The organism is Sorangium sp. So ce128 (genome assembly GCF_051525245.1).
GTDB lineage: Bacteria > Myxococcota_A > Polyangia > Polyangiales > Polyangiaceae > Sorangium > Sorangium cellulosum_B.
The window spans coordinates 6,196,072-6,221,356 of the sequence record NZ_CP150313.1 but is presented as its reverse complement, the minus strand read 5'-3'; the positions used below and the strand labels follow the sequence as shown (position 1 = coordinate 6,221,356).

Sequence of the window (25,285 nt, the reverse complement as noted above, 5' to 3'; positions counted from 1 at the left end):
ATCGCCCGCGGACGTCTGTATAGACCTGCCCCGGACGCGCGTGGACCGCGGCGCACCTCAGGTGCCTGAACCGACGCAGTCTGTGACGGCTTACTTTCTTACTACGGTCAAAGAAAATAACAGTGCAAGTGCTTAAGCCATCATTCCTCATGACGCGTGATGACACCATGAGCACCACATGAGACGGAGTTGCTGCTGCGAGACATGACGCACCACGACATCTCCCTTGAAAACGCGCCTGAGTAAGCGGCGCGAGAACTTGACAGCGACCTCGAATCCCCGTTGACACTGCTGTGCGAAAACGGCTACAGTGCCGACGCCTGGATGCTGGTATGGCGCACTGCGTCGCGGTGTCGAATTCCGGCGAGCCGCTCTGCCGCGTGGTGGCTTCCAGGGAGATTGAGGAGTGGGAGAGGGACGGTGGGCGCTCGGGCGTATCCACGAGGGCCCCGCGAGGAGCATTCTCATGAGGAACTGGTTGTTGCCGCGTCGGACGTTCGTGTTGTCGACGTTGCTTCTTTCGGTCGGTGTCACAGCGGGGTGCGGGAAGACCGAACCGACCAAGGAGTCCGCGGGCGGCGCGAGCACCGCGCCGGGTCCGGGCAAACCCTCTCCGGCCGCCGACACCTTCCTGACCGTCTCGATCGAGCAGCAAGCGTCATGGGTGCGGAACTTCAATCCTCTGCTCGCACCAGGCAACGTTCGCTGGCCAACCGTCGCTGGCATCTACGAGCCGCTCCTCGTTTACAACACGATGAAGGGCGAGTTCACCCCCTGGCTCGCATCGAAGTACGAGTGGGGTAACGGGAACAAGACGCTCACCGTCACGACGCGGCCCGGCGTCAAGTGGTCCGATGGCCAACCGTTCACGGCGAAGGACGTGGCCTTCACCTTCGGGCTCCTGAAGAAGCACGTCGCCCTCGACCTGCAAGGCGTCTGGAAGTGGCTGACCTCGGTCGAGGCCAAGAGCGACTCCACGGTCGAGTTCACGCTCACGCGGCCGTACGTCCCCGGGCTCGTCTTCCTCGGCCACCAGCCGATCGTGCCGGAGCACAAGTGGAAGGACGTGGCGGATCCGGTCACGTACACGAACGAGAACCCGGTCGCGACGGGGCCCTTCACCGAGGTGAAGACCTTCCAGAACCAGATCTACGAGCTCGGCCGGAACCCGAACTACTGGCAGCAGGGCAAGCCGGCGATCAAGGGGCTCCGCTTCCCGGCGTACCCGGGCAACGACCAGGCGAACCTGGCGCTCTTGAACGGCGAGGTCGACTGGGCCGGCAACTTCGTCCCGGAGATCGAGAAGGTCTACGTCGGCAAGGACCCCACGAATCACCATTACTGGTTCCCGCTCGTCGGCAGCACGGTGTTCGTCTACACGAACACGGCGAAGAAGCCCCTCGACGACGCGCGGGTGCGCAAGGCGATCAGCATGTCGCTCGACCGCGAGCAGATCGTCAAGGTCGCCATGAACAACTACACGCGGCCGGCGGACGCGACGGCGCTGAGCGACGCGCACGAGCGCTGGCGCAGCCAGAAGACGGTCGAGGCGGGCGACTGGGTCAAGTTCAACGTGGCCAAGGCGAACCAGATCCTCGACGAGGCGGGTTATGCCAAGGGGGCCGACGGCATCCGCGTGAAGGACGGGAAGCCGCTGCGCTTCGATCTCAACGTCGTCACGGGCTGGTCCGACTGGGTGCGCGCGGCGCAGATCGTCACGCAGCAGGTCAAGCAGATCGGCGTCGAGGCCACGCTGAAGACGTACGACTTCAGCGCGTTCTTCGAGGCGCTCCAGAAGGGCACGTTCGACCTGTCGATGGGCTGGTCGAACGAGGAGCCGACCCCATACAACTTCTACCGGGACCTCCTCGGCACCGCGACCGCGAAGCCGGTCGGCGAGACGTCGGCGCGCAACTGGCACCGCTTCGGCGCCAAGCAGGCCGACGGCCTCTTCGAGGTGTTCGAGGCCGCGACCGAGCCGGCGGAGCAGAAGAAGATCATCGAGCAGCTCCAGGAGATCTTCTCCGAGACGGCGCCCTCGATCCCGCTCTTCCCCGGGCCGTCCTGGGGCGAGTACAACACACGCCGCTTCACCGGGTTCCCCAGCAAGGAGAACCCGTACGCGAAGCTGTCGCCCAACAACCCGCCCGAGTACCTGCTGGTCCTCACCGAGCTCAAGCCGAAGTGAAGTTGGGCGTGACCTGATCCGGAGAGCAGGTTAAAAGAGAGAGCTTCTGTGCGTTACCTTCTGCGACAGCTGGGCTTGTACTTCATCGCGGCGTGGGCTTCGCTCACCCTGAACTTCCTCATTCCGCGCGCCATGCCGGGCGATCCAGCCTCGGCCATGTTCGTGCGCTTCCGGGGGCAGCTGCAGCCGGAGGCGATCGAGGCGCTGCGGAAGGCGTTCGGGTTCACGGGTGAGCCGCTCTACAAGCAATACATCACCTACCTGAGCCACACGCTGGCCGGCGATCTCGGCACCTCGGTGGCGCACTTCCCGGCGAAGGTGACGGAGGTCATCGCGACGGGGCTCGGCTGGACGCTGCTCCTGTCGGGCGCCGCCGTGATCGTCAGCTTCGGGCTGGGGACGGTGCTCGGGATCGTCGCGACGTGGAAGCGGGGCGGCTGGCTCGACTCGGTCATGCCGCCGGTCCTGATGTTCCTCGGCGCGTTCCCCTACTTCTGGCTCGCGATGGTGTCGCTCTACGTCCTCGGGTTCGTGCTCGGGGCCTTCCCGCTGCGCCACGCCTACAGCGACACGCTCTCGCCCGATTGGAGCCTGGAGTTCATCGGGAGCGTGCTCTCGCACATGGTCCTGCCCGCCCTGTCGATCGTCGTCGCCACCATCGGCGGCTGGATGCTCGGCATGCGCAGCGCGATGGTCACCGTGCTGTCCGAGGAGTACATCACGATGGCCCAGGCCAAGGGGCTCTCGCAGTGGCGGGTCATGTTCACCTACGCCGCGAGGAACGCGCTCCTGCCCAACGTCACGGGCTTCGGCATGGCGCTTGGCTTCGTGCTCGCCGGCTCGCTGCTCACCGAGATCGTCTTCTCGTATCCGGGGCAAGGTTATCTGCTCATCCAGGCGGTTCGAAATCAGGATTACCCGCTCATGCAGGGGATCTTCCTCACCATCACGTTCGCCGTGCTGGGGGCGAACTTCCTGGTCGACGTGATCTACGTGTTTCTTGATCCCCGCGCCCGCGGGCGCTGACGGCTGGGTCCAGGAGAAGCGATGGCTGCGCAACAAGGCAACAGCGGGGGCGGCGCCTCCCGTGCGGCGGGATGGCTCCGCCTGCTCCTCTCGAATCGCAAGGCGATGGTGGGCACGCTCATCGTGCTCTTCTTCCTGCTCCTCTCGCTGCTCGGCCCCTCGCTCGTGGGCCAGGACCCGCACGCGTTCGTGGGCATGCCGCACGAGGCTCCCTCCGCCGAGCACCTGTTCGGCACGAACGGCCAGGGGCAGGACGTGCTCGCGCAGACGATCGTCGGCGCGCGGACCTCGCTGGCCGTCGGCTTCGCCACGGGCTTCGCCGTGATCGCGATCGGCGCGGCGATCGGCATGGCCGGAGGCTACTTCGGCGGCTGGATCGACAGCGTTCTCTCGCTGCTCACGAACGTGTTCCTGATCATCCCCGGCCTGCCGATGGCCGTTGTCATCGCGGCCTACCTGCCGGCCGGGCCGCTGACGATCCTGTTCGTCCTCGTCCTCACGGGCTGGGCGTGGAACGCGCGTGTGCTCCGCTCGCAGGTGCTCGCGCTGCGCGACAAGGACTTCGTGTCCGCGGCCCTCGTGAGCGGCGAGGGGAGCGCGCGCATCATCTTCGTGGAGATCCTGCCGAACATGACGTCGCTCCTCATGTCCGGCTTCATCGGCGCGACGGTCTACGCGATCGGCGCCCAGGTCGGCCTCGAGTTCCTCGGGCTGGGCGACCTGAGCGCCGTCACCTGGGGCACGAATCTCTACTGGGCGAGCAACAACGCCGCGCTCCTCACGGGCGCCTGGTGGACCATCGTGCCCACCGGCGTGTGCGTCGCGCTTGTCGGGTTCGCGCTCACGCTCATCAATTACGCGATCGACGAGATCTCGAATCCGCGGCTCCGCGCGGAGGGCGCCTGGTCGCGTCTCCTCAGGAGCCGCAAGGTCACGGCGGGTCCGTCTACGCCGGTGGTGAGGACTCATGGCGCCTAGTCCGCTTCTCTCGGTTCAGGATCTCCGGGTCGAGTTCATCACCCCGACGGGTCCGGTGTGCGCGGTCGACAACGTCTCCTTCGACATCGCCCCGGGCGAGGTGCTCGGCCTCGCGGGCGAGTCGGGGAGCGGCAAGTCGACGGTGGCGATGGCCATCATGCGGCTGCTCCGCCCGCCGGCGGTCATCACGGGCGGGCACGTGTACTTCGCCGGGCAGGACGTCCTGGCGATGAACGAGGAGCAGCTCCGCGCCTTCCGCTGGCGGAAGATGGCGCTGGTGTTCCAGAGCGCGATGACCGCGCTCAACCCGGTGCTGACGATCGGCGAGCAGATCGCCGATCCGATCATCGCGCACGACGGCGTGACGCCCGCTCAGGCGATGGAGCGCGCGGCCGCGCTGCTCAAGCTCGTGAACATCGACTCGTCGCGCCTGAACAGCTACCCGCACCAGCTGTCGGGCGGCATGCGCCAGCGCGTGGTGATCGCCATCGCGATGGCGCTCAAGCCGCCGTTCCTCATCATGGATGAGCCGACGACGGCGCTCGACGTGGTCGTGCAGCGGGAGATCCTGCAGCAGATCGCCGAGCTCAAGGAGCGCCTCGGCTTCTCGATCCTCTTCATCACGCACGACCTCTCGCTCATCGCCGAGTTCTCCACGCGCATCGCCATCCTCTACGCCGGCAAGCTCGCGGAGACCGCCCGCGCCAAGGACCTCTTCAGCGATCCGAAGCACCCGTACACGCAGGGGCTCCTCGGGTCGTTCCCCTCGGTCCGTGGGCCGCGCCGCAGGCTGCAGGGCATCCCGGGCTCGCCGCCCGACATGCGCAACCCACCCGCCGGCTGCCGCTTCCATCCCCGGTGTCCGCAGGCCTTCGCGACCTGCCAGAACGAGCTGCCCGCCCTTCGTGAAATCGCGCCCGAGCACCGCGGCGCCTGCCACCTCTACTGACGATGACGATGACGCAACCTTCTGTCTCGCCTGTCCTCGACGTGGTGCGCCTGGGGAAGTACTTCCCTGTCGGCGGCGGGCTGCGATCGCAGCAGCTCCGGGCGCTGCACGACGCATCGTTCTCGCTGGCAGAGCGTGAGGTCATCGCGCTGGTCGGCGAGTCGGGCAGCGGCAAGAGCACGATCGCACGGCTCCTCGCGCGGCTGATGCCGCCGAGCAGCGGGCAGATCGTGTTCAAGGGTCGCGACGTGCTGAAGGAGGAGCCGACCCGCGCCTCGCTCGCTTACCGCGGGCAGGTGCAGATGATCTTCCAGGATCCGTTCGGCTCGCTCAACCCGGTGCACACCATCGGCTACCACCTCGAGCGGCCGCTCCTGCTCCACAACAAGGCGCCCACCGCGGCGATCCTCCGGGAGAAGGTGCACGCGCTCCTCAAGACGGTCGATCTGAACCCGCCCGCGGAGGTCGCGCTCAAGTTCCCGTACCAGCTGTCGGGCGGTCAGCGGCAACGCGTGGCGATCGCCCGCGCCCTCGCGGTGGATCCCAGCGTGATCCTCGCGGACGAGCCGATCTCGATGCTCGACGTCTCGATCCGCATGGGCGTCCTGAACCTGATGGAGAAGCTCAAGGAGGAGCGCGGCATCTCCTACCTCTACATCACGCACGACATCGCGAGCGCGCGCTACGTCGCGGATCGCACGATGGTGATGTACGCAGGCCACATCGTGGAGGGCGCGCCGAGCGAGGAGCTGATGCAGCAGCCGGCGCACCCGTACACGAAGCTCCTGCTCTCGGCGGTTCCGGATCCGAACGGCTCGATCCGCGGCGATCTCCCGGCGCGCTCCGGGGCGCCGAAGCTCATCAACCCGCCGCCGGGCTGCCCCTTCGCGGACCGCTGCCCGAGCGTGATGAACACGTGCCGGGAGCAGATGCCGGGGGCCATCGACGTCGGGTCGGGGCACTGGGTCCGCTGCCATCTCTACGCGCCCGGCTCCGTCATCGCGCCCTCCGCGCTCTACGATCGCACGGTGCCCGCCTCCGCCGAGGCCGGACCTCTCTAGGGAGAACCACGAACCGACATGCCGTCTCTGAGATTTCCCGACAATTTCGTCTGGGGGACCGCGACGTCCTCCTATCAGATCGAGGGGGCTACGAACGAGGACGGCCGCAGCGAGTCCATCTGGGATCGCTTCGCGAAGACGCCCGGTCAGATCGTCGACGGGACCAACGGCGACATCGCGTGCGACCACTACCACCGGTGGCCTGAGGACATCGCGCTGATGAAGAGCCTGGGCATGATGGCCTACAGGTTCTCGATCGCGTGGCCGCGCATCCTCCCGAACGGCCGGGGCGCGGTGAACCAGAAGGGGCTCGACTTCTACAGCCGGCTCGTGGACGGCCTCCTCGCGGCCGGGATCGAGCCGTACGCGACGCTCTTCCACTGGGACCTGCCGCAGGTGCTCCAGGACCAGGTCGGTGGCTGGCAGCACCGCTCGACGGCGGACGCGTTCGTGGAGTTCACCGACGTCATCTCGCGCAAGCTCGGCGATCGCGTGAAGAAGTGGATCACGCACAACGAGCCGTGGTGCACGGCGTTCCTCAGCTACGAGAAGGGGATCCACGCGCCGGGCATGCGCGATTTCAAGAAGGCGCTGGCGGTGAGCCACCACCTCTTGCTCTCCCACGGCCTCGCGGTGCCCGTGGTGCGCCAGAACTGTCCCGGCGCCGAGGTGGGCATCACGCTCAACATGAACTACGCGATGCCCGCGTCCCCCAGCGCCGCCGACTACGACGCGTGCCGCCACTACGACGGGTATTTCAACCGCTGGTTCCTCGATCCGCTGTACGGCCGGCGTTATCCGGCGGACATGATCGAGGACTACATCGCGCTGGGCTACCTCCCGCCGGAGGGGCTGACCGTGTGCAAGCCGGGCGATCTCGAGATCATCGCCACGCAGTGCGACTTCCTCGGCCTCAACTACTACTCGCGGGCGGTCCTGCGGAGCAGCAAGGTGCCCGAGGAGCAGAACCTGCCGAGGACGGTGCACGTCGCGCCCCCCTCCGAGCAGACGGAGATGAGCTGGGAGGTCTACCCGGAAGGGCTGCGGCGGCTGCTCCTCCGGCTGCACGTGGAGTACGGCGTGCCGAAGCTCTACGTGACGGAGAACGGCGCGGCCTACTCGACCGAGCCGGACAAGGACGGCCGCATCCCGGACACGCGGCGGCTTCAGTTCCTGCGCGATCACTTCGTCGCCGCGCGGCGCGCGATGGACGCGGGGGCGCCGCTCGCGGGGTACTTCGTGTGGTCGCTCATGGACAACTACGAGTGGGATCGCGGCTATTCGCAGCGGTTCGGCATCGTCTGGGTGGACTACGAGACGCAGCGGCGCATCCCGAAGGACAGCGCGCTCTGGTACAAGGGCGTCATCGCCGCCAACGCGGTCGACGACGGCTCCTCGCAGGCGACCTGACCGGCGACGCGCCGCGGATCGCACGGCGAACCGCGGCGCGCCTGGCCGACGCGCTCGGCAAGACCTCCTCCAGAGCGGGGAGCGTCACGTCACGCGGAGCACCTCGTCCAGGGAGGTGAGCCCCTCCTTCACCTTGGCGAGCCCGGCCTCGCGCAGCGGCACGAGCCCTACCTTGCGCGCGGCGTCCCGGTATGCGCGCTTCCCCGCCCGCGCCTTCACGAGATCCCGCAGGTCGTCGTCGAGCTCCAGCATCTCGAACAGGCCCATGCGCCCCCGGTAGCCCGTCAAGTGGCATGTCTGGCACCCGACGCTGCGCTTCAGCTCGGCGCCCTTCTCGATGAGGACCTTGTCCTCTTCGCCCGTCACGTCGGTCTCGAGCTCGTACGTCTCCGCGCACTCCTCGCAGAGCTTGCGGACGAGCCGCTGCGCGACCACGGCGAGCAGGGCGTTCGCCACGATCCACGACTCCGCGCCGAGGTCCACGAGGCGCGCGACCGTGTCCACCGCGTCGGAGGTGTGCAGCGTCGACAGCACGAGGTGCCCCGTGAGGCTCGCCTGCAGCGCGATCTGCGCCGTCTCGGGATCGCGCATCTCGCCCACCATGATCACGTCCGGGTCCTGCCGCAGGATCGCGCGCAGGCCCGTCGCGAACGTGAAGCCCTGCCTCGGGTTGGTCTGCCCCTGCGTGATGTCGGCGAACTCGACCTCGATCGGATCTTCCAGCGTGACGATGCTCAGCTCGCTCGTCTTCATGACCTTGATCAGCGAGTAGAGCGTCGAGGTCTTGCCGGATCCGGTCGGCCCACACACGACGATCAGCCCCGAAGGCCGGTCGGCGAGCCGCTCGAGCCGCGGCAGGTCCCCCTCGGCGAGCCCGAGCTTGTCGAGGGCGATCAGCTGGTGGCTCAGCAGCACGCGCAGCACGAGCGTCTCGCCGTGGATCGCGGGGAACGTCGAGGCGCGCAGGTGGATGAGCGGGTGGCCGTGGAGCTCCAGGCTGAACTGGCCGTCCTGCGGCAGGCGCCGCTCGGTCATGTCCATCCGCGCGAGCACCTTCACGCGCGAGGTGAGCGACGGCGCGATCTCGATCGGGATCTGCCCTTGCGCCACCATCACGCCGTCGACGCGGTAGCGCACGCGGATGCCGTCGCGCTTCGGCTCGACGTGGATGTCGCTCGCGCCCATCGAGACCGCGCGGCGGACCAGGTGATCGAGCACCTTGACCGCGTCGAGCTCCTCGGACGCCGTGGGGGGGCGGCTCTGGCTCATCGCGCGCCTCCCTTGCCGACGACGTCGATCGTGCGGAGCGAGACCATCTTCAGCTCGCCCGAGGGGGGGAATGTCGCCCAGACGCTGACGCCGTAGAGCCCGGGTCGCCCGCGGTCGTCCAGCGGGACCTGGATGTCGAATCGATTGCCGGTCACCTGGAGAGGAATAGGCGTCTTGAAGCCCTTCGGGAAGAAAGTCGCGTAGGGGGGCGGGATCGGGTATCCGCCCATCTTGAGCAGCTTCTCCGGCTTGATCGGCTTCCCCGGCTCGACCCGCGAGATCCCGACGCCCGCGATCTTCGCCGGCGCGGCGATCTCGCCGCTCACCCGGATCCGCTCGCCGATCGTCGTCCGCCTGGGCAGCGGCTGGTACGTCCCGTAGTCGTCGACGAACTCCTGCGCCACGCAGGCGATGTCGAACCCCTTCGCCTTGGCCAGCCCGACCCCGAGCGACGTGTGCGACGCTGTGAGCACGTTGCGCCGGTGCCCGTCGGCCGGGGGCTTCTCGTTCATGAAGGCCTGGTGCACGCGCTCGAGGCTCTCCGCGGAGAAGCGCGGATCCGGATCGAGCTCGCGGGGGATCGCGTCGGCGAAGCAGCCGGCGTTCTCCATCGGGAACCCGTCGCCGCCCGCGGCCGTGTAGCGCTCCTCCGGGACCGAGCCGTCGCTGCCCCAGTGGCCGGTGAAGCCGATCCGGACCATGTCCTCGGCGTGCCGCCGTCCTGCGCGCGCCGCGGTCTCGTCCCACCGGACGGGCGGCAGCTTGTGCGCCGCGCGATCGCGGTTCACGAGGCCGAGCACGTACCGCGCTGCCTCCGCGCGGGTCATCTGCTGGCCCGGCGCGGGCGGGGCCTGGGCGCCCTGGGCCTCGCCGCCGGCCTCCACGCCGGCGGCCTTGCCCTCCGAGGGGCGCGCGCTCTCCTCCTCCGCCGCCCCGCCTCTGGCCTTGCCGCCGGACGGCTCCTCCGCCGGCTCCTTCGCGGCGCTCGCGCCGCACCCGAGCGCGTGCGCGCCCGCGGCGACGAGCCCGAGCCAGAGCGCCCCGGACCGGCGCTCCCGCTGACCATCCATCGCTCCTGTCCTGCTTCTCCTTGTGACTCCGATGATCGCGCGCATCGTTGCGACCGTAGCGCTTCGATGTCGCGCGCGCACCCGGGAGCGCCGACGCCTTCGGGCGCACGGCGGCGTGTACGGCGGCGAGGTCGAGGTGGTAATCGATGCGCTACGTGAGCACGTCGTCATCGTCGCAGGGCGCGGTCGCCGCGCACCCGCCCGGGGCCTCCGCGATCGTCCTCGCCGCGGAGCGCGAGGGGCGCGCGGCGCACCCGACCGCGGGCGTCCTGTGGATGCTCCTGGCCCAATCGCTCTTCGCCGCGATGAACGTCCTCGCGCGGCTCTCTTCGGAGCACGCCCCGTGGCCCGAGGTGGCGGCGTCGCGAACGCTGGTGGGCGCGGCCACCGCGCTCGGCGTCGCGCTCGTCCGCCGTGCGCCGCTCTCCGTGGGTCGGGGCGACCGGCGGCTCGCGTGGGCGCGCTCGCTCTGCGGTACCGGGGCGATGCTCTGCGGCTTCTACACGCTCGGCACGCCGCAGATCGCGCTCGGCGACGCGGTCACGCTCGGCGCGACGAGCCCGATCTTCGTCGCGCTCCTCGCGCCGCGGCTGCTCGGCGAGCGGACGAGCCCGCGCCTCTGGCTCGCGACCCTTCTCGCCTTCGCCGGCGTCGGGCTGGTCGCCGCGCCGAGGCTCGCGATCGCGGGCGAGATCGCGCTCATCGCCACGCTCGGCGCCGTCTTCTCGGCGTTCGCCATGATCTGGCTGCGCAGGATCGGCGCAGGCGGGGAGCGCGCGAGCCCCGAGGCGATCGCGCTGCACTTCTCGCTCGTGGCGAGCGCCGCGATGGTCGCGCTCTCGATCCCGGTCTGGCGGACGCCCGACGCCCTCGGCGCCCTCCTGCTGATCGGGACGGGGCTCGCCGGCGGCCTCGCGCAGCTCGCGATGACGCGCGCCTACGCGCTCGACAGCGCGGCGCGCGTCGGCGCGATCGGTTACGTCGGGGTCGTCCTGTCGCACGTGCTCGCCGCCGCTTGGCTCGGCGAGAGCCCGTCGGCGGATCAGCTGCTCGGGGCGGCGCTCGTGACGGCGGCCGGCCTGTGGCTCGCTGCCCAGGCGCTGCGCGACGCGCGGCGGCCAGGGCGTCGAGCGGCGCGTTGACCGGCCTCCACCCCGCGTGGGATAGCGGATCTCCGCTCAAGGAGGATCTGCATGAAAGCGTTCGCTCTCCAGGGTTCGTTCGGCCTCGACGCGCTCCGCCCGATCGATCTTCCGGATCCTGAGCCGGGGCCTGGGCAGATCGTCCTCCAGATGAGGGCGGCGTCGCTCAACTTCCGCGACCTGCTCGTGGCGAAGGGGCTCTACAACCCGAAGTTCTCGCTGCCGCTCGTCCCGCTCTCCGACGGGGTCGGGGAGGTCGTCGCCGTGGGGGACGGGGTGACGCGGGTGAAGGTCGGCGATCGCGTGAGCCCGATCTTCCACCAGCGATGGATCGACGGGGAGCTCTCCGCGAACAAGGCGCGGGGGGCCCTCGGCGGGGAGCTGCCGGGCGTGGCCGCGGAGCGGGTGCTGCTCGATGCAGAGGGGGTCGTCGCGGTCCCGCAGCACCTCACGGACGAGGAGGCCGCGTCGCTGCCGTGCGCCGCGGTGACCGCATGGAACGCGCTCTTCGTGGCGAGCCACATCAAGGCGGGCGACACGGTCCTCGTGCAGGGCACGGGCGGCGTCTCGATCTTCGCGCTGCAGTTCGCCCGGCTCGCGGGCGCCCGCGTCATCGTCACCTCGAGCAGCGACGAGAAGCTCGAGCGCGCGAGGTCGCTCGGAGCGTCGGAGACCATCAACTACCGCGCGAACCCCGACTGGGACGCGCCCGCGCGCTCGCTCACCGGCGGCGCGGGGGTGGATCACGTGATCGAGGTGGGCGGCGCGGGCACGCTCGCCCGTTCGCTCCGCGCGGTCCGGTTCGGCGGCCGCGTGAGCCTCATCGGCGTGCTCACGGGCGGCGCGCTGGGGGATGTCGGCCTGTTCCCCATCCTGATGAAGCAGATCACCGCGCAGGGCATCTTCGTCGGGTCGCGGGCGATGTTCGAGGACATGAACCGCGCGATCGCGGCGAGCGGGCTCCGGCCGGTCGTCGATCGCGTGGTCCCCTTCGCCGAGGTGCGCCAGGCGATCGAGTCCATGGCGAGCGGCGCACACTTCGGGAAGATCGCGATCCGGTTCTGAGCGGGCCGACCGCGACACGATGCGTCCCTCCGGCGCCGCGGCGTCCCCTCCGGCGCACCGGCATCCCTCGGAAGTGGCCTCGTCGGCCCAAGTCGTTTACGAGTCGTCTACGAACGGATTCCGCGGCCGGCCACTCGCCTGCGCCGCGCGAGAGGTGGTGGACGATGCGGCTCGATCTGGAGCTCGAGGTCCTGTGTGGTCAGCTCATCGTGGGCGGCTTCGACGGCGCGGAGCCGCCGGCCCGGTACCTGAAGGCCCTCGCCGAGGGGCGGCGGGGCGGCGCGATCCTGTTCCGGCGCAACGTCCCTGACGTGGCCGCCACGGCGCGGCTCTGCCAGGCGCTCGCCGCGGCGGGCGGCCCAGATCGGCCTCCCTTCATCGGCATCGATCAGGAGGGGGGCCGCGTGACCCGCTTGCCCGCGCCGTTCCTGACGCTGCCGTCGATGCGCTCGCTCGGCGAGCTCGCGGACCTCCCGTTGCTGCGACGCGCGGCGCGCGCCGTCGCGTCCGAGCTCCGGGCCGTCGGCATCAACCTGAACTTCGCCCCGGTGCTCGACGTCGACTCGAACCCGGCGAACCCGATCATCGGCGATCGCGCGTTCGGTCGCGACCCTGGCGCGGTCGCGCGGAGCGCCGTTGCATTCCTGGAGGGTCTCCAGGAGGAGGGCGTGCTCGCCTGCGGCAAGCACTTCCCGGGGCACGGCGACACGGCGCTCGACAGCCACCTCGCGCTCCCGACCCTCATGCACGCGCGCGGCCGCCTCGACGAGATCGAGCTGCCGCCGTTCCGCGCCGCCTGCGGCGCCGGGGTCGCGTCGCTCATGACGGCGCACATCGTCGTCGAGGCGCTGGATCCCAGCGTCCCGGCGACGCTGTCGCGCGCCATCTGCACCGACCTCCTGCGCGGCGAGATCGGCTTCGAGGGGGTGCTCTTCTCGGACGATCTCGAGATGGCCGCGATCGCGGCGCACCACGCCGTCGAGGAGGCCGCCGCCGCGGCCGTCTGGGCGGGCTGCGACGCGCTGCTCGTCTGCCACCGCGAGGACCTGCAGGACCGCGTGCACGAGGCGCTCGTGCGCAAGGCCGAGCGCGAGCCCCGCTTCCGCGAGCGCTGCGTCGAGGCGGCCGCGCGGTGCCTGGGCCTGCGCCGGCGGTGCCCGCCGCGGCCGGCCTCCTCGCCGGCGGCGTTCGCCGAGATCGTCGGTGGGCCCGCGTCCCGGGCGGTGATCGAGGACATCGAGCGGGCGCGCGCCGCGGGGGCGGCGACGTGACGGCGCCGCCGGGTGCCGCGCGAGCGGAGGCCGCGCAGCACCCCGAGCGCCCGTTCGCCATCACCGCGCGCCGGCTGGTCACCTGCGACGCGTCCCGCGCCTCGGCCGGTGATCCCCTCGGCGTCATCGAGGACGCCGCGATCGTGGTGCGAGGCGGCGCGATCGATGCGGTCGGCCCGCGGCGCGAGGTCCTGCGGCCCGGGGCCGGCGTGCCGATCGCGATCGAGGCCGCGGGCGTCGTCACGCCCGGGCTCGTCGACTGCCACACGCACGCGCCCTGGATCGGCTCGCGGGACGCCGAGTACGCGATCCGCATGGCCGGCGGCGACTACGAGGCGATCGCCGCGGCCGGCGGAGGCATCGTCGCGAGCATGCGCGCGGCGCGCGCCGCGACCGCCGGCGAGCTCGCGGACACGCTCCGCGCCCGCCTCCGCCGGATGGCCGCGCTCGGCGTGACCGCCGTCGAGGCCAAGAGCGGCTACGGCCTCGACGAGGCGACGGAGCGCAAGCAGCTCGAGGCGGTCGCCGAGGCGGGGAGGGACGCGCGCCTGCCCCGCGTCGTTCCGACGTACCTCGCGCTGCACGCGTTGCCCCCGGAGGCCGGCGGCGACCGCGCGGCCTACGCGGGGACCGTCGCGCGCTCCTGGCTGCCCGCGATCGCCGCGGCCGGCCTCGCGCGCTACGTCGACGCGTACATCGACCGGAGCGCGTTCTCGGTGGACGAGGCGCGGCCGGTGCTCGAGCGGGCGCGCGCGCTGGGGCTCGGCGTGCGCGTGCACGTCGGGCAGTTCGCGGACGTGGGCGGCGCCGAGCTCGCGGCCGCGCTCGGCGCCGCGTCGGCCGACCACCTCGAGCACGTCGCGCCGGCGGGCATCGCGGCGCTCGCCCAGGCGGGCGTCGCCGCCGCGCTGCTGCCCGTGGCGAGCTTCACGCTGCGGCAGGAGCCGCCGCCCGTCGCCGCGCTCCGGGCCGCAGGCGTCCCGCTCCTCGTGGGCAGCGACGCGAACCCCGGCACGGCGCCGACCGAGAGCCTTCCGCTCGCGCTCGCGCTCGCGGTGCGGCTCTACGGGCTCACGGTCGCCGAGGCGATCCTGGGCGCGACGCGCGAGGCGGCGGCCGCGCTCGGCCTGGGCGGCGTGTGCGGCGCCGTCCGTCCGGGGCTGCGCGCCGATCTCGCCCTCTGGGACCTGCCCCACGAGAACGCGATCGTGCAGCCCTGGGGCGCGCCGCGCGCGCGGGCCGTGCTGCGCGACGGCGAGGTCATCGCGGCGGCGGGCTGAGGCAGACATCAAGTCAAGCCTGGACGCGCGTGCACCCTGCGCGTATGCCGCGCCCATGACTGAGACGCAGAGCCCTGTCGCTGTCCCGAGCCGCGCGGACAGCTCGTTCGATCCGGTCCCGCTCCTGGCCGAGGAGCTGAGCCTCCCGCGCCAGGGGGTCTCGGCGGTGGCCAAGCTGCTCGCCGAGGGGGCGACGGTCCCGTTCATCGCTCGCTACCGCAAGGAAGCGACCGGCGGGCTCGACGAGGTGCAGATCCGCGCCATCGAGGAGCGCCGCGCGTACCTCATCGAGCTCGAGGAGCGCCGCGCCACGGTGCTCACGGAGATCCAGAAGCAGGGCAAGCTCACCGACGCGCTCGCCTCGAAGATCCGCGCCTGCGGCACCAAGGCGGAGCTCGAGGATCTCTACCTCCCCTTCAAGCCGAAGCGCCGCACGCGGGCCATCATCGCGAAGGAGCGGGGCCTCGAGCCGCTCGCGGATCGCATGTGGTCGCAGCCGGGCGACGGCAGCCCCGAGGAGGAGGCCCGCGCGTTCGTCAGCGCCGAGAAGGAGGTCCCCGACGCGGCGGCCGCCCTCGCCGGCGCGCGCGACATCTGCGCCGAGCGCATCGCCGAGCACGCCGACGTGCGCAAGCTCGTCCGCGAGGCCTACGCGAAGGAAGGCGTCATCAAGGTCCAGAAGAACGAGGAGCACGCGGCCAAGCAGACGAAGTTCGACATGTACGGGAGCTTCGAGGAGCCCGTCGCGAACATCCCGTCGCACCGCTACCTCGCGATCCGCCGCGGCGAGGCCGAGGGCGTCCTCCGCGCCGCGATCGAGCTCGCGCCCGAGCCGCTCGTCCCGCCGATCCACGCCGCGGTGGGGCTGAAGCCGAAATCGCCGTGGGCCGGCGAGCTCACGAAGGCCGCCGACGACGCCGTGAAGCGGCTCCTGCTCCCCGCGGTCCAGAGCGACGTGCGTGTCGACCTCAAGATGCAGGCCGATCGCGCCGCGGTCGATGTCTTCGCCCAGAACCTCCGCGAGCTCCTCCTCGCCGCGCCCTTCGGCACGAAGGCGGTGCTCGGCATCGACCCCGGCCAGCGCACCGGCTGCAAGTGCGCCGTCGTCGACGAGACGGGCAAGCTCCTCGAGCACACGACGATCTACCTGGTCGGGAGCGGCGACTCGCTCGAGCGCGCCCGCCAGGACCTGCGCCGCATCTGCCGCAAGTACCCGCTCCGCGCGGTCGCCGTGGGCAACGGCACGCACGGCCGCGAGACCGAGGCGTTCGTGAAGGACGTGCTCGCGTCGGAGGCGCTGACGGAGCTGTTCTGCGTCCCGGTGAGCGAGGCTGGCGCGAGCGTCTACTCGGCGAGCGACGTCGCGCGCGAGGAGTTCCCCGAGCTCGATCTCACGGTGCGCGGCGCGATCAGCATCGCCCGCAGGCTGCAGGACCCGCTCGCGGAGCTCGTGAAGGTCGACCCGAAGAGCATCGGCGTCGGCCAGTACCAGCACGACGTCTACCAGGGGCTGCTCGCGCGGAAGCTCGACGAGGTGGTCGAGAGCTGCGTGAACCGGGTCGGCGTCGAGCTCAACACCGCGAGCGCCCCGCTGCTCGCCCGCGTCGCCGGCATCGGCCCGAGCCTCGCGAAGAAGATCGTCGCGCACCGCGACCTGAACGGCGCGTTCAAGAGCCGCAAGGCGCTGCTCGACGTGCCCGGCGTCGGCCCGCGGACGTTCGAGCAGGCGGCGGGCTTCGTGCGGGTCCGGGGCGGGGAGCACCCGCTCGACGCGAGCGCCGTGCACCCGGAGCGCTACGGGCTCGTCGAGCGCATCGCGGCGGATCTCGGCGTGCCGGTCGGGTCGCTCATCGGCGACACGGCGGCGATCGCGCGGATCGATCCGAAGAAGTACGAGGCCGGCGACGTCGGCTCGTTCACGCTGAACGACATCCTGAGCGAGCTGAAGAAGCCGGGCCGCGACCCGCGCGCCACGTTCGAGCCGCCGAAGTTCCGCGACGACGTGCGGACCATGGAGGATCTCAAGCCGGGCATGGAGCTCGAGGGCGTGGTGACCAACGTCACGGCGTTCGGCGCCTTCGTCGACATCGGCGTCCACCAGGACGGCCTCGTGCACGTCTCGCAGCTGGCGGACAGGTTCGTGAAGGACCCGAACGAGGTCGCGAAGGTGGGCGACAAGATCAAGGTGCGGGTGCTCGAGGTCGATCTCGTGCGCAAGCGCATCTCGCTCACCGCGAAGAAGGGCGGCGCTCCCGCTGGCGCGCGTCCCCAGGCGGGCGGCCCCTCTGCAGGCGGCGACGCGCGCGGCCGCAACGATCGCGGCGACGGCCGCCGGCCGGCCCAGGGGCAGCAAGGGAAGGGGCAGGGGAGCTCGTCGGGCGGCTTCCGCAACAACCCGTTCGCCGATCTGCTCCGGAAGTGAGCGGCGCGCCCGCCTGGCCCAGGGCCAGGCGGGCCGCGCTAGAACCCGTGGTCGGCGAAGAAGCGCTCGATCCGGAGCGACACGAGCTCGGGGAACTCGACCGCGGTGGTGTGGGTCCCGCCGCGGACCACGAGGATCTCCGCCATCGGTATGCGGCGCGCCATCGACTGCGCCAGCGCCCGCGGGGTGAACGCATCGCGGTCGCCGGTGATGAGCAGCGTCGGGACGTCGATCTGCTCGAGCACGTGCTCGGCGTCGTGGGCGTCCAGCGCGCGGAGGTTGCGGCAGAGCGCGTCCATGTCGAGCTGGCCGAACGGCTGCACGAGCTCGGCGAACGCCTCGCTGTCGAGCGTCTTGCCGAGCAGCCCCATTCGCTTCAGCCAGAGCACCGCGTCCGGCGGGCCGAAGGTGCTGCGCGTCACCCTGGCCGCCAGCGTGTGAGCGCGCGCCGCGAACGCCACGAACGGCGGAAACAGCCGCCCGAGCCCCGGCAGCGGCCCCATCGTCTCGAGCGGCCGGCGGTAAGTGCCGTTCAGCAGGACCAGGTTCGCGGCGAACCCCGGGAGCCTGCGGAACGCCTCCAGCGCCACCTGGACGCCCACGCTCCATCCCATCAGCGCGCCGTGCCGGATCCCTTCGACGGCGAGGATCGCCTCCAGGTCACGGACATGGTTCGCGACCGCATAGGCGCCCGGAACGTCCGGTGACGGGCGCTTCGACGCGTACATCCCGCGGTAATCCCACGTGATGAACCGGTACTGGTCGGAGAGGTACTCGACCTGCGCCCGCCAGGCGAGGTACGGCCCGCCCAGCCCGTTGACCAGGACCACCGTCTTCGCCCCCTCGAACGGCGGCGGCGTCACGCGGTAGGTGATGTCGGTTCCATCGAAGCTCGTGACCCGCCGGGTCTCCATCCGGAGCGATGACCGCCGCGAGGGCGGCCCCCGCCTGCCCCCGCTGGAAGGCGGGGGGGGCGCCTGCCGCCCGTCGCCAGACGAAGCCGCGGGCGGCGCCTGCGGTCTGTTGCCGGTGGATAAAGCTGGCGGCGCCTCCGGTCCGCTGCCGGAAGGAGAGCGGAGCCGCGGCGGCCGACCCCCGCCGAACTTGAACGAGACCATGAACCCCCTGCTTCCTACCCGGTCCCTTCGCGGAGGGCCAGCTGCCGGCGGTCGCCCGCAGGATGGGCGGGGGACGCCGGCGCAGACCCGGCGAGGGCGCAGCTGCGGGCCGGCGGGGGCTGCCGTGGGGCCGGGTGGCCCGTGTGGCCGGGTGGCCTGTGTGGCCTGGCGATCGCCTGTCGAAACACATCCTGCGCTGCGATCGCCATCGCGTTGACATTCCAGGCGGCGCGCCGCTAACGTGCCCGGCGGGTTGTCCGCTCGCCCGGCGCTCCCGTCGTGTTGCTGATCTTTCCCTCCCCGCTCCCATGTCGGTCTGTTGGAGGCCGGCCCGTGTCGTCTTCTGTTGCCGCTCGCGCAGGGGCAGCTCCGGTTCGGGCCGTGGTGGGTCGATTCCCTCGGGCGGGCTGGAGTTTTCAGCGCGAAGTGGTGCAGCGATCCCGTCCTCGAGGAGCCGATGGCTGAAGAAAAGAAGAAGAGCAAAATCGATCTGAAGGCTCGGCTTGGCAAAACGGCGATAGGCGGGGCGCCAGGAGCGGCCGTCCCCCTTCCCGTGCCTGGTTCGCAGCCCGGATCGGGGCCGCCTCCCGACATGAACGCGGGCCCGGTCGGCATGCCCTCGCCGCATCCGAGCGCGCGGCCGCCGATGCCCTCCGTGGGGGGCATCGCGCCCCCGCCCGGGATCTCGCCAGGCATCCCGCTGCCTCCGTTCGCACCGGCGCCGCGTCCTGTGATCCAGACGCCTCCGCCCAAGCCGACGGCCGCCGCGCAGACCATCAAGGTCGAGGTCGGCGAGGAGGTCGAGCAGGAGCGGCGGAAGGCCTCCAAGAAGACGGCGCTTTACGCCGGCCTCGCGGCGATCGTCGGCATCGGCGTGGGCTTCGCCATCGGCGGCGCGAAGGAGCGCGGCGATCGCGGCAAGCTCGCGGTCGACGGCGCCGCGGCGCTCGCGAAGGACGTGAAGGCCGCGAACGAGAAGATGGTGGAGCTGAAGGACAAGCTCGATGCGGGCCGGACGGCGCTCGAGGGGAAGAAGTTCCCCGCGCAGCTCGTGGCCGAGCTGGGCGGCATCAACGTCCCGTTCGATGCCACCAACCTGGAGGGCAAGCAGATCGGCGGCCTCCCGGGGCGGGTGATGCGCCAGGTCCTCGCCTACACCACGGCGGTCCAGGATCTCAACAAGACCAAGGACAGCCTCAAGAACGTCCTCTCGGCCGCGCAGGCTCCCGTCGAGAAATCGTGGAAGGAGCAGGAGGAGCCGGTCGTGAACTTCTCGGTGGTCTTCCGCCGGGACGGCGACAAGACGCTGGCCGAGCTCGTTCCCAACAAGGCGCCGTTCCCGTTCGGCAAGGACTGGCCGGCGAAGTACACGGTGAGCCGCCTCGAGCGCACGCAGCAGGGCTTGAGGCCCGCCGACAAGGAGGCCACCCGCTGGACGAAGGGCGACATCGCCGGCGGCGATCTGCAGGCCCTCCCGGTCGATCCGCAGTCCGTCGCTGGCCTCACGAGCGAGCAGATGGTCTTCAGGCTCGCCAGCGCGATGGCGGACATCCGCAAGCTGCTCGAGGGCAACAAGGACAACCCCGTCGAAGAGACGCCCGGCCTCATCAAGGAGGGCGACGATCTCGCGAACGAGCTCCGCAAACTCTCCCTCGCCCGCTGAGCGGCACGCGCCCGCTTCGGATACGGGCCCATCTCGACGTTTTCGGTGCTCGGCGTACGGGGAGTACGCCTGCGCGCCGAAAACGCCGATCTGGGCCCGTCTCCTGTGCGGGCGCGCGCCGCTCGGCCGGCGCAGATCTGAAGCACCGCGGCGCGCGAGGCGGGGCGTACCTGGTTTCGTGGTCTAGGGGAGGGGGCGACGATGGCCCCCTCCTGCGCGGTGGGTCGGCGCGGGGGGCTTCAGGCGGCGCCGCCGGCGCCCATGGCGCGGGGGCGGACGATCTCGACCTTTCCGATGTGACGCTCGTCGCTGTCGCGCACGATGAAGCGCAGGCCGAACTTGCTCACGGCCGTGCCGACCTCGGGCACCTTGCCCACGTGCTGCGTGAGCATCCCGCCGAGAGATTCGTACTTTCCCTCACGGTCGAGCTCGGCGCCAAGATAGGCCGAGAGATCGCTCATCGATACGGCCGCGTCGGCGACCAGGCGGCCGTCGCCCAGATCCTGGATGGCAGCGCCGTCGTCCGTCTCGTCGTGCTCGTCCCGGATGTCTCCGACGATCTCCTCGAGCACGTCCTCCAGGGTGACAATCCCCGACATCCCGCCAAACTCGTCGACCACGATGGCGAGGTGCTGTCTCCGGCTCTTCATCTCCCGGAGCAGCGAAGAGAGGGGCTGCGACTCGGCGACGAAATTTGCCGGGCTCCGCGTGATCTCCCGGAGCGTCGTGTTCTTGAGCCGGCGCTCCTCGAGGACCTTGAACAGGTCCTTCGCGTAGAGGAGACCAGCGATGTTGTCGGTCTGATCCTTGTAGACCGGATACCGCGAGTGCCCGCTCTCGGTGACGATCTCCAGCACCTTCTCCAGCGGAGTGGAGATCTCGATGGCCTCGACCTTGGATCGCGGCACCATCACGTCCCGCGCCGTGAGATCGGCGAACTCGAGCACATTCCGGATCATCTCCGCCGGCTCTCGCCCGAAGAGACCAGAACGCTCGACCTCATCGACGAGGATCTCGACCTCCGCCTCGGCAACCCTCGGATCCGACGGCTGCTCACCATCCCGCGGCCCCAGCTTGGAGCCGATCCAGCCGAGCGGTACGGCGAGCGGCAGCATCGCGATTTCGAGAGGGCGCAAGAAGCGGACCGCCATCGATGCGGCCCGATCGGCGTGTTTGCGGCCCAGCGTGGAGCTGACCTCGTAAAGGGCTCCGCTGAGGACGATGGTGGTCGCCAGCCCGAGATAGAGCGCAGCGCCTGGGGCAATCCGCCGGAAGAAGAGGTCGAAGCAGGCGGCCGTCAGGCTGGTCGATACGACCCAGCCGAGCAGGTAGCGGGAACGGAGCTTGGCGTCTTCCTGACGAATCCGCTCGTAAGCGGCCTTCGTGGGGCCCGTCGCCTGCTCTATCAGCGCGCCGAGCCTCGTCGCGCTCAACGTCGTCAGTGCGGTGTCGGCGCCGACGAACAGCGAGCCAAGTACAGCGGAGAGAACTGCAGCGCCGAGCGCTGGCAATGGAACGAAATCGGGACTCAAACAGAGGCTCCTAACGGACGAATCGTAACGGAACAGGCGAGGGGAGCGCAACCGGACCGGGACGCGAAATCTCAGGAGATGACGGAACCACGCGTTCTTGCCGCTCTCGCCCGAAGGCGGACTCCCCAGCTCGACCGATTCTGCCGAGCGATGCCAGTGACATGCGCCGTAGATCTGCCGAAGTCCAGGGAATTGCCGTGTGCTGTGGGTTTCTCTTATCTAGCAGCATTCCCACGCATGTCGGGCGCTTCAGAAAAACCGCGCAGGACGGAAAACCGAGTCGGCGATGGCGCTGGAAGGCCTTCACCGGCGTTCGCATCGGCGACCTCCGAGGCGCCGAGCGCCACGACAACCCCGTCCGGATCGAGCCATACAGCGGCGCCAGGGTGCGCAGGAGCCATGGAGAAGTCGGATTCGGTGAGCGCTTGTCCCATGCGCGCGCGCCGGGCGCCGTGCTCGGTCAGGCGGGCGACCGGGAGGCTCGCGGCGGCTGCGTCGGCGAGCGGGCGCAGCGATGCGCGCAGCGCCTCGGCGCCGGCGTCGAGGGACACGGCCTGCTCCACGGTGAAGCTGCCGCTCGCCGTGCGCCGGAGCGCGGACAGGTGCGCGGGGACGTCGAGGTGCGCGCCCAGGTCGCGCGCCAGCGAGCGCACGTAATAGCCCTTGCTCACCCCGAGATCGAGATCGAGGGTGGCCGGCGCAGCGCCCGCGGCAGGTGCACCAAACACGCCGCGCGAGGCGCCGGTCACCTCGAGCGACCGGACCTCGACGGCCCGCGCCGACAGCTCCACCGCCTGGCCGGCGCGCGCCAGGGCGTAGCTGCGCTGCCCGGCGACCTTGATGGCCGAGTAGGCCGGCGGCGCCTGCTCCCGCCGCGCCCGCTCCGCGTCGATCGCGGCGGCGATGCGCGGCGCCGCGCGCGCGAGCGCCTCACCGCCGGGAGGCCCGCCGGCCCCGGCGAGGGCGCCGAGCTCCGCGTCGAGCCACGGCGGAAGGGGCTGCGTCGCGGTGATCTGCCCGTCCGCGTCGAGGGTGTCCGTCCCCACGCCGAGGACGACGCGCGCCGTGTAGCGCTTGTCCTGCGCGGTCAGGTACGGGGCGAGCTTGGTGGCCTCGCCGACGAGCACCACGAGGACGCCGGACGCCATCGGGTCGAGCGTCCCCGCGTGCCCGATGCGCTTCACGCCGAGGGCGCGGCGCAGGCGGGCCACGACGTCGTGGCTCGTCGGCCCGCGCGGCTTGTCGATCACCAGCACGCCCTCCGGCCGCGCGCCCCTGGTCGTCGCTCGCTCGGGCTCGGCGGGCGGATCGCCTTCGTTTGTATCTTCGGGCATGGAGTGGGGATTCGCCTCGGCAGATCGCTTCATCCGAACCAGATCGACTTCCGGGTGGCCAGGGTCTCGTCGATGAGCCCCTGGATCGTCGCGCGCACGCGCTCCGCGAGGCGCCGCACCAGGATCTGATCGTCCGCCGCCTCCGGGCCGTACGCGTCGAACCGCACCGGATCGGCCAGGCGGATCTTCCACTTGGTGGGCGCCGGAACGAGGCCCAGCGGCCCGAGCGCGGGGAAGGTCGGTGTGATGGGCAGGTACGGGATGCCGAGCGCGCGTGTGAGGTGCTCGACCCGATAGAACAGCGGGTTCGTCTCCTCGGCCCCCACGATGGCGCACGGGACGAGCGGCGTGCGCGTGCGCAGGCAGAGCCGGATGAAGCCGCCGCGACCGAACCGCTGGAGCTGGTACCGGTCCTTGTAGAGCTTCCCGCTGCCCTTGACGCCCTCCGGGAAGACCGCGATGAGCCGCTCGCCCGCGAGCAGCCGCTCGGCGTTCTCCTGGCAGGCCCGCACGGCCCCGAGCCGGTTCATGATCGTGCCGGCGAACGGCAGGTAGTACACGAAATCGTCGGCCAGCCAGCGGAGCTCCCGCCGCGCCGGGTGCTCCCGCCGCACCGCGGCCCGCAGCATGAGCCCGTCGTAGGGGATGGGCCCGCCCGAATGGTTGGACACCACGAGGCACCGCCCCTCGGCGGGGATACGCTCGATGCCTTCGATATCTATCCTGAAATAAACCCTGTGCAGGAAGTCGAAGAGCGACCTGTACCGGGCCTCGTACTTGGGATCGAAGCCGAACTCGTCGACCTCCTCCGAGCGGCGGCGCAGGCCGGCGCGGCCCCACTGCCGCAGGTAGAAGTCGGTCGACAGGACGTCGCGCGCCGTCCCGGGCTCGGACAGCGGCGGCTCGCTGGCGAAGCCGGCCGACGCGGCGGGCGCTCCGCCCAGGCGCGGGCTCCGCTCGGTCTCGGGCACGCCTCCCACCGCGCCGCTCGCGTCGGGCGATGGCCCCCCGGCGAGCATCCGCTTCAGCCGCGCCTCGAGCTCCCTGATCTGGCGCTGGAGCTCCTCGGCCGTCACCGGCACGACCGGGGCGTGCACCTCGGACGACTGCGTCTTCCGCCCGTCCGAGGGCTCCGTCGGGCCGATCGGCGCCAGGTACCGGGCCTCGTCGTCCTCGACGTCGACGCTCGGCACGACCTGCCTGGGCCCCGTCCGATCGGGGCGCCCGCGCGTCGACGGCGGCGATCCATTCCCTGTCCCTGCTTCCTCGAGCTCTCGATCGTGCTCCGTGCCCATCGCTCACCCCCCGAACCGCATCACGCGGGCGTCTCTTGCAGCAGGCGCACGTCCCGCAGCCGCTGCGCGCTCGTGTAATCGAGCAACGCCTCGCGCGTCGTGTAGACCGGCCGGAACCCCATCACCTGCGCCGCCTTCTCGCCGTCCGCCACGCAGAGATAGCGCAGGTACCGCAGGAAGCTGGGCGGGGCGATCGCCGCGTGCGCAGCCCAGAGCGCCGAGGCGATCGCCCCGGCGGCGCTGTGCAGCACCGGGACGGCCGTCCGGCCCGCGAGGCGCACGATCGTGGAGAGCGGCAGCACGCCGTCGCCCACGATGTTGAAGGTCCCGGGGAAATCGCTGTCGATGGCCAGCTTGAAGGCGGCGATCGCGTCGACCTCGTGGATGAACTGCCACAGCGGATCGAAGCCGAGCATCGTCATGACCAGGCGCCGCGCCAGGAACCGGGTGACGTAGTTCTGGACGGTCGGGCCCAGGATCGGCGCGGTCCGCAGGATGGTGACGGTCGTGCCCTTGGCCTTCGCGCCGAAGGCGTTGAGCTCCCGCTCGGCGGCCATCTTGTCCGCGAAGAAGCGCTCGTCCGGATCCGCCCGGAGCGGGTGCTTCTCCGTGAGGAAATTGGGGTTGGTCGGGTGCGCGCCGTAGAGGATCGTCTGGCTCCAGAGGATCAGCTTGCGCAGGCTCGCCTGGCGCGCCCCGTGGAGCAGGTGCATCGTGCCGACCGACTCGAGCTCGTGGGCCCAGGCGGTCGCCGGGGTGGGCGACGACAGGAAGCAGAGGTGGACGAGCGTGTCCACCTGCTCGGCCGCGAGCACCTCGGCGACGCGCTCCTCGGACGCGGGCTCCGTCAGGTCGACCGTGTGCATGCGCAGCTTGGAGCCGCCCGTGTCCGGCCGCTTGATGTCGATGGCCACCACGCGCGCGATGCGCGGGTCCTCCTCGAGGATCCCGATCAGGTTGCGCCCGAGGAAGGACGCGGCGCCGGTGAGCGCGATGACCCGGCCCCTCGGGCCGGACGACGCGCGCCGGCTGGTCGGCGACGCCTCCGCCGCTGCGGACGCCGGGGGCTCGCTCGCGCCGGCCGTGGCCGTGCCCGCGGCGGAGCCAGGCGCGGCGTGATCTGCGCCGGCGGAGCTCCGCTCGGCGGCGTCGTGGGCCGCGGCTTCAGGGTGCTCGGAGGTGGGAGCCATGCGCCGGGCGCGACACTACCTG

General features: G+C 70.9%; 19 protein-coding genes. 12 read left to right on the top strand and 7 right to left on the bottom strand.

The genetic code is table 11. From position 1 onward, the window contains the following. Positions 1-466: 466 nt before the first annotated feature. The 6 genes from WME82_RS23515 to WME82_RS23490 are packed head-to-tail and all read left to right on the top strand — an operon-like array spanning position 467 to position 7,612. Positions 467-2,188 (top strand): ABC transporter substrate-binding protein, encoded by a 1,722-nt coding sequence (locus WME82_RS23515; protein ID WP_438044624.1) that lies wholly within the window; start codon positions 467-469, stop codon positions 2,186-2,188. 48 nt (positions 2,189-2,236) lie between these two features. Then, positions 2,237-3,214 carry an ABC transporter permease gene (locus tag WME82_RS23510; RefSeq protein ID WP_437873614.1) on the top strand — a complete coding sequence of 326 codons (978 nt, stop codon included), beginning with the start codon at positions 2,237-2,239 and terminating at the stop codon, positions 3,212-3,214. A 21-nt stretch (positions 3,215-3,235) separates the two neighbouring features. Continuing rightward, positions 3,236-4,192: an ABC transporter permease gene (locus tag WME82_RS23505; protein ID WP_437873613.1), complete on the top strand. Its 957-nt coding sequence runs from the start codon at positions 3,236-3,238 to the stop codon at positions 4,190-4,192. Continuing rightward, positions 4,182-5,141, top strand: coding sequence for an ABC transporter ATP-binding protein (locus WME82_RS23500; RefSeq protein ID WP_437747717.1), 960 nt, complete (start codon positions 4,182-4,184; stop codon positions 5,139-5,141). The genes WME82_RS23505 and WME82_RS23500 overlap by 11 nt, the downstream gene beginning before the upstream one ends. Positions 5,142-5,143: 2 nt before the next feature. Then, the gene (locus WME82_RS23495) at positions 5,144-6,202 is read left to right on the top strand and encodes an ABC transporter ATP-binding protein (protein WP_437747716.1); all 1,059 of its coding nucleotides are present in this window, start codon (positions 5,144-5,146) and stop codon (positions 6,200-6,202) included. Between the two features lie 18 nt (positions 6,203-6,220). Beyond that, a complete protein-coding gene (locus WME82_RS23490; RefSeq protein ID WP_437873610.1) occupies positions 6,221-7,612 on the top strand; it encodes a GH1 family beta-glucosidase in 1,392 nt (463 codons plus the stop codon). Between the two features lie 84 nt (positions 7,613-7,696). Here the strand turns inward: WME82_RS23490 and WME82_RS23485 are convergent, their stop codons facing one another. Next, complete coding sequence (locus WME82_RS23485; protein WP_438044623.1) at positions 7,697-8,881, bottom strand: GspE/PulE family protein; 1,185 nt, start codon at positions 8,879-8,881, stop codon at positions 7,697-7,699. Continuing rightward, positions 8,878-9,951 (bottom strand): CAP domain-containing protein, encoded by a 1,074-nt coding sequence (locus tag WME82_RS23480; protein ID WP_437747713.1) that lies wholly within the window; start codon positions 9,949-9,951, stop codon positions 8,878-8,880. The genes WME82_RS23485 and WME82_RS23480 overlap by 4 nt, the downstream gene beginning before the upstream one ends. 146 nt (positions 9,952-10,097) lie before the next feature. Here WME82_RS23480 and WME82_RS23475 point away from each other — a divergent pair, with 146 nt between their 5' ends. The 5 genes from WME82_RS23475 (at position 10,098) to WME82_RS23455 (ending at position 17,131) form a co-directional block, all read left to right on the top strand. Continuing rightward, positions 10,098-11,093 carry a DMT family transporter gene (locus WME82_RS23475; protein ID WP_437747712.1) on the top strand — a complete coding sequence of 332 codons (996 nt, stop codon included), beginning with the start codon at positions 10,098-10,100 and terminating at the stop codon, positions 11,091-11,093. A gap of 51 nt (positions 11,094-11,144) precedes the next feature. Next, a complete protein-coding gene (locus tag WME82_RS23470) occupies positions 11,145-12,158 on the top strand; it encodes a zinc-dependent alcohol dehydrogenase family protein (RefSeq protein ID WP_438044622.1) in 1,014 nt (337 codons plus the stop codon). Positions 12,159-12,322: 164 nt separating this feature from the next. Then, positions 12,323-13,429 (top strand): beta-N-acetylhexosaminidase, encoded by a 1,107-nt coding sequence (nagZ, locus tag WME82_RS23465; protein ID WP_438044621.1) that lies wholly within the window; start codon positions 12,323-12,325, stop codon positions 13,427-13,429. Next, positions 13,426-14,709, top strand: a complete 1,284-nt coding sequence (gene hutI, locus WME82_RS23460; protein ID WP_438044620.1) for an imidazolonepropionase — start codon at positions 13,426-13,428, stop codon at positions 14,707-14,709. Before nagZ ends, hutI begins: the two co-directional genes overlap by 4 nt. Positions 14,710-14,764: 55 nt before the next feature. Beyond that, entirely contained in the window at positions 14,765-17,131 is a 2,367-nt protein-coding gene (locus WME82_RS23455) for a Tex family protein (RefSeq protein WP_437747708.1), read from the top strand. 38 nt (positions 17,132-17,169) lie between these two features. On the opposite strand, the gene WME82_RS23450 is transcribed toward WME82_RS23455, so the two are convergent. After that, positions 17,170-18,045, bottom strand: coding sequence for an alpha/beta fold hydrolase (locus tag WME82_RS23450; RefSeq protein ID WP_438044619.1), 876 nt, complete (start codon positions 18,043-18,045; stop codon positions 17,170-17,172). A gap of 817 nt (positions 18,046-18,862) precedes the next feature. Between WME82_RS23450 and WME82_RS23445 the strand changes: the two genes are divergently transcribed. After that, entirely contained in the window at positions 18,863-19,912 is a 1,050-nt protein-coding gene (locus tag WME82_RS23445) for a formin (RefSeq protein ID WP_438044618.1), read from the top strand. A 239-nt stretch (positions 19,913-20,151) separates the two neighbouring features. On the opposite strand, the gene WME82_RS23440 is transcribed toward WME82_RS23445, so the two are convergent. From WME82_RS23440 to WME82_RS23425, 4 genes are all read right to left on the bottom strand, one after another. Further along, the gene (locus tag WME82_RS23440; RefSeq protein WP_437873603.1) at positions 20,152-21,495 is read right to left on the bottom strand and encodes a hemolysin family protein; all 1,344 of its coding nucleotides are present in this window, start codon (positions 21,493-21,495) and stop codon (positions 20,152-20,154) included. Between the two features lie 164 nt (positions 21,496-21,659). Then, positions 21,660-22,778: a tRNA pseudouridine synthase B gene (locus tag WME82_RS23435; RefSeq protein WP_438044617.1), complete on the bottom strand. Its 1,119-nt coding sequence runs from the start codon at positions 22,776-22,778 to the stop codon at positions 21,660-21,662. A gap of 29 nt (positions 22,779-22,807) precedes the next feature. Next, positions 22,808-24,073, bottom strand: coding sequence for a lysophospholipid acyltransferase family protein (locus tag WME82_RS23430; RefSeq protein WP_438044616.1), 1,266 nt, complete (start codon positions 24,071-24,073; stop codon positions 22,808-22,810). A gap of 20 nt (positions 24,074-24,093) precedes the next feature. Next, positions 24,094-25,263, bottom strand: a complete 1,170-nt coding sequence (locus tag WME82_RS23425; RefSeq protein WP_438044615.1) for an NAD-dependent epimerase/dehydratase family protein — start codon at positions 25,261-25,263, stop codon at positions 24,094-24,096. Between the last annotated feature and the right edge of the window lie 22 nt (positions 25,264-25,285).

Bases quoted from the DNA above. Each gene is read 5' to 3' on its own strand.
- WME82_RS23430 (WP_438044616.1), bottom strand. From the start codon at position 24,073: ATGGGCACGGAGCACGATCGAGAGCTCGAGGAAGCAGGGACAGGGAAT.
- WME82_RS23485 (WP_438044623.1), bottom strand. From the start codon at position 8,881: ATGAGCCAGAGCCGCCCCCCCACGGCGTCCGAGGAGCTCGACGCGGTC.
- WME82_RS23515 (WP_438044624.1), top strand. From the start codon at position 467: ATGAGGAACTGGTTGTTGCCGCGTCGGACGTTCGTGTTGTCGACGTTG.
- WME82_RS23480 (WP_437747713.1), bottom strand. From the start codon at position 9,951: ATGGATGGTCAGCGGGAGCGCCGGTCCGGGGCGCTCTGGCTCGGGCTC.
- WME82_RS23450 (WP_438044619.1), bottom strand. From the start codon at position 18,045: ATGGAGACCCGGCGGGTCACGAGCTTCGATGGAACCGACATCACCTAC.
- WME82_RS23470 (WP_438044622.1), top strand. From the start codon at position 11,145: ATGAAAGCGTTCGCTCTCCAGGGTTCGTTCGGCCTCGACGCGCTCCGC.
- WME82_RS23435 (WP_438044617.1), bottom strand. From the start codon at position 22,778: ATGCCCGAAGATACAAACGAAGGCGATCCGCCCGCCGAGCCCGAGCGA.
- nagZ (WP_438044621.1), top strand. From the start codon at position 12,323: ATGCGGCTCGATCTGGAGCTCGAGGTCCTGTGTGGTCAGCTCATCGTG.
- WME82_RS23505 (WP_437873613.1), top strand. From the start codon at position 3,236: ATGGCTGCGCAACAAGGCAACAGCGGGGGCGGCGCCTCCCGTGCGGCG.
- WME82_RS23445 (WP_438044618.1), top strand. From the start codon at position 18,863: ATGCCCTCGCCGCATCCGAGCGCGCGGCCGCCGATGCCCTCCGTGGGG.
- WME82_RS23500 (WP_437747717.1), top strand. From the start codon at position 4,182: ATGGCGCCTAGTCCGCTTCTCTCGGTTCAGGATCTCCGGGTCGAGTTC.
- WME82_RS23490 (WP_437873610.1), top strand. From the start codon at position 6,221: ATGCCGTCTCTGAGATTTCCCGACAATTTCGTCTGGGGGACCGCGACG.
- WME82_RS23495 (WP_437747716.1), top strand. From the start codon at position 5,144: ATGACGATGACGCAACCTTCTGTCTCGCCTGTCCTCGACGTGGTGCGC.
- WME82_RS23475 (WP_437747712.1), top strand. From the start codon at position 10,098: ATGCGCTACGTGAGCACGTCGTCATCGTCGCAGGGCGCGGTCGCCGCG.
- WME82_RS23425 (WP_438044615.1), bottom strand. From the start codon at position 25,263: ATGGCTCCCACCTCCGAGCACCCTGAAGCCGCGGCCCACGACGCCGCC.
- WME82_RS23455 (WP_437747708.1), top strand. From the start codon at position 14,765: ATGACTGAGACGCAGAGCCCTGTCGCTGTCCCGAGCCGCGCGGACAGC.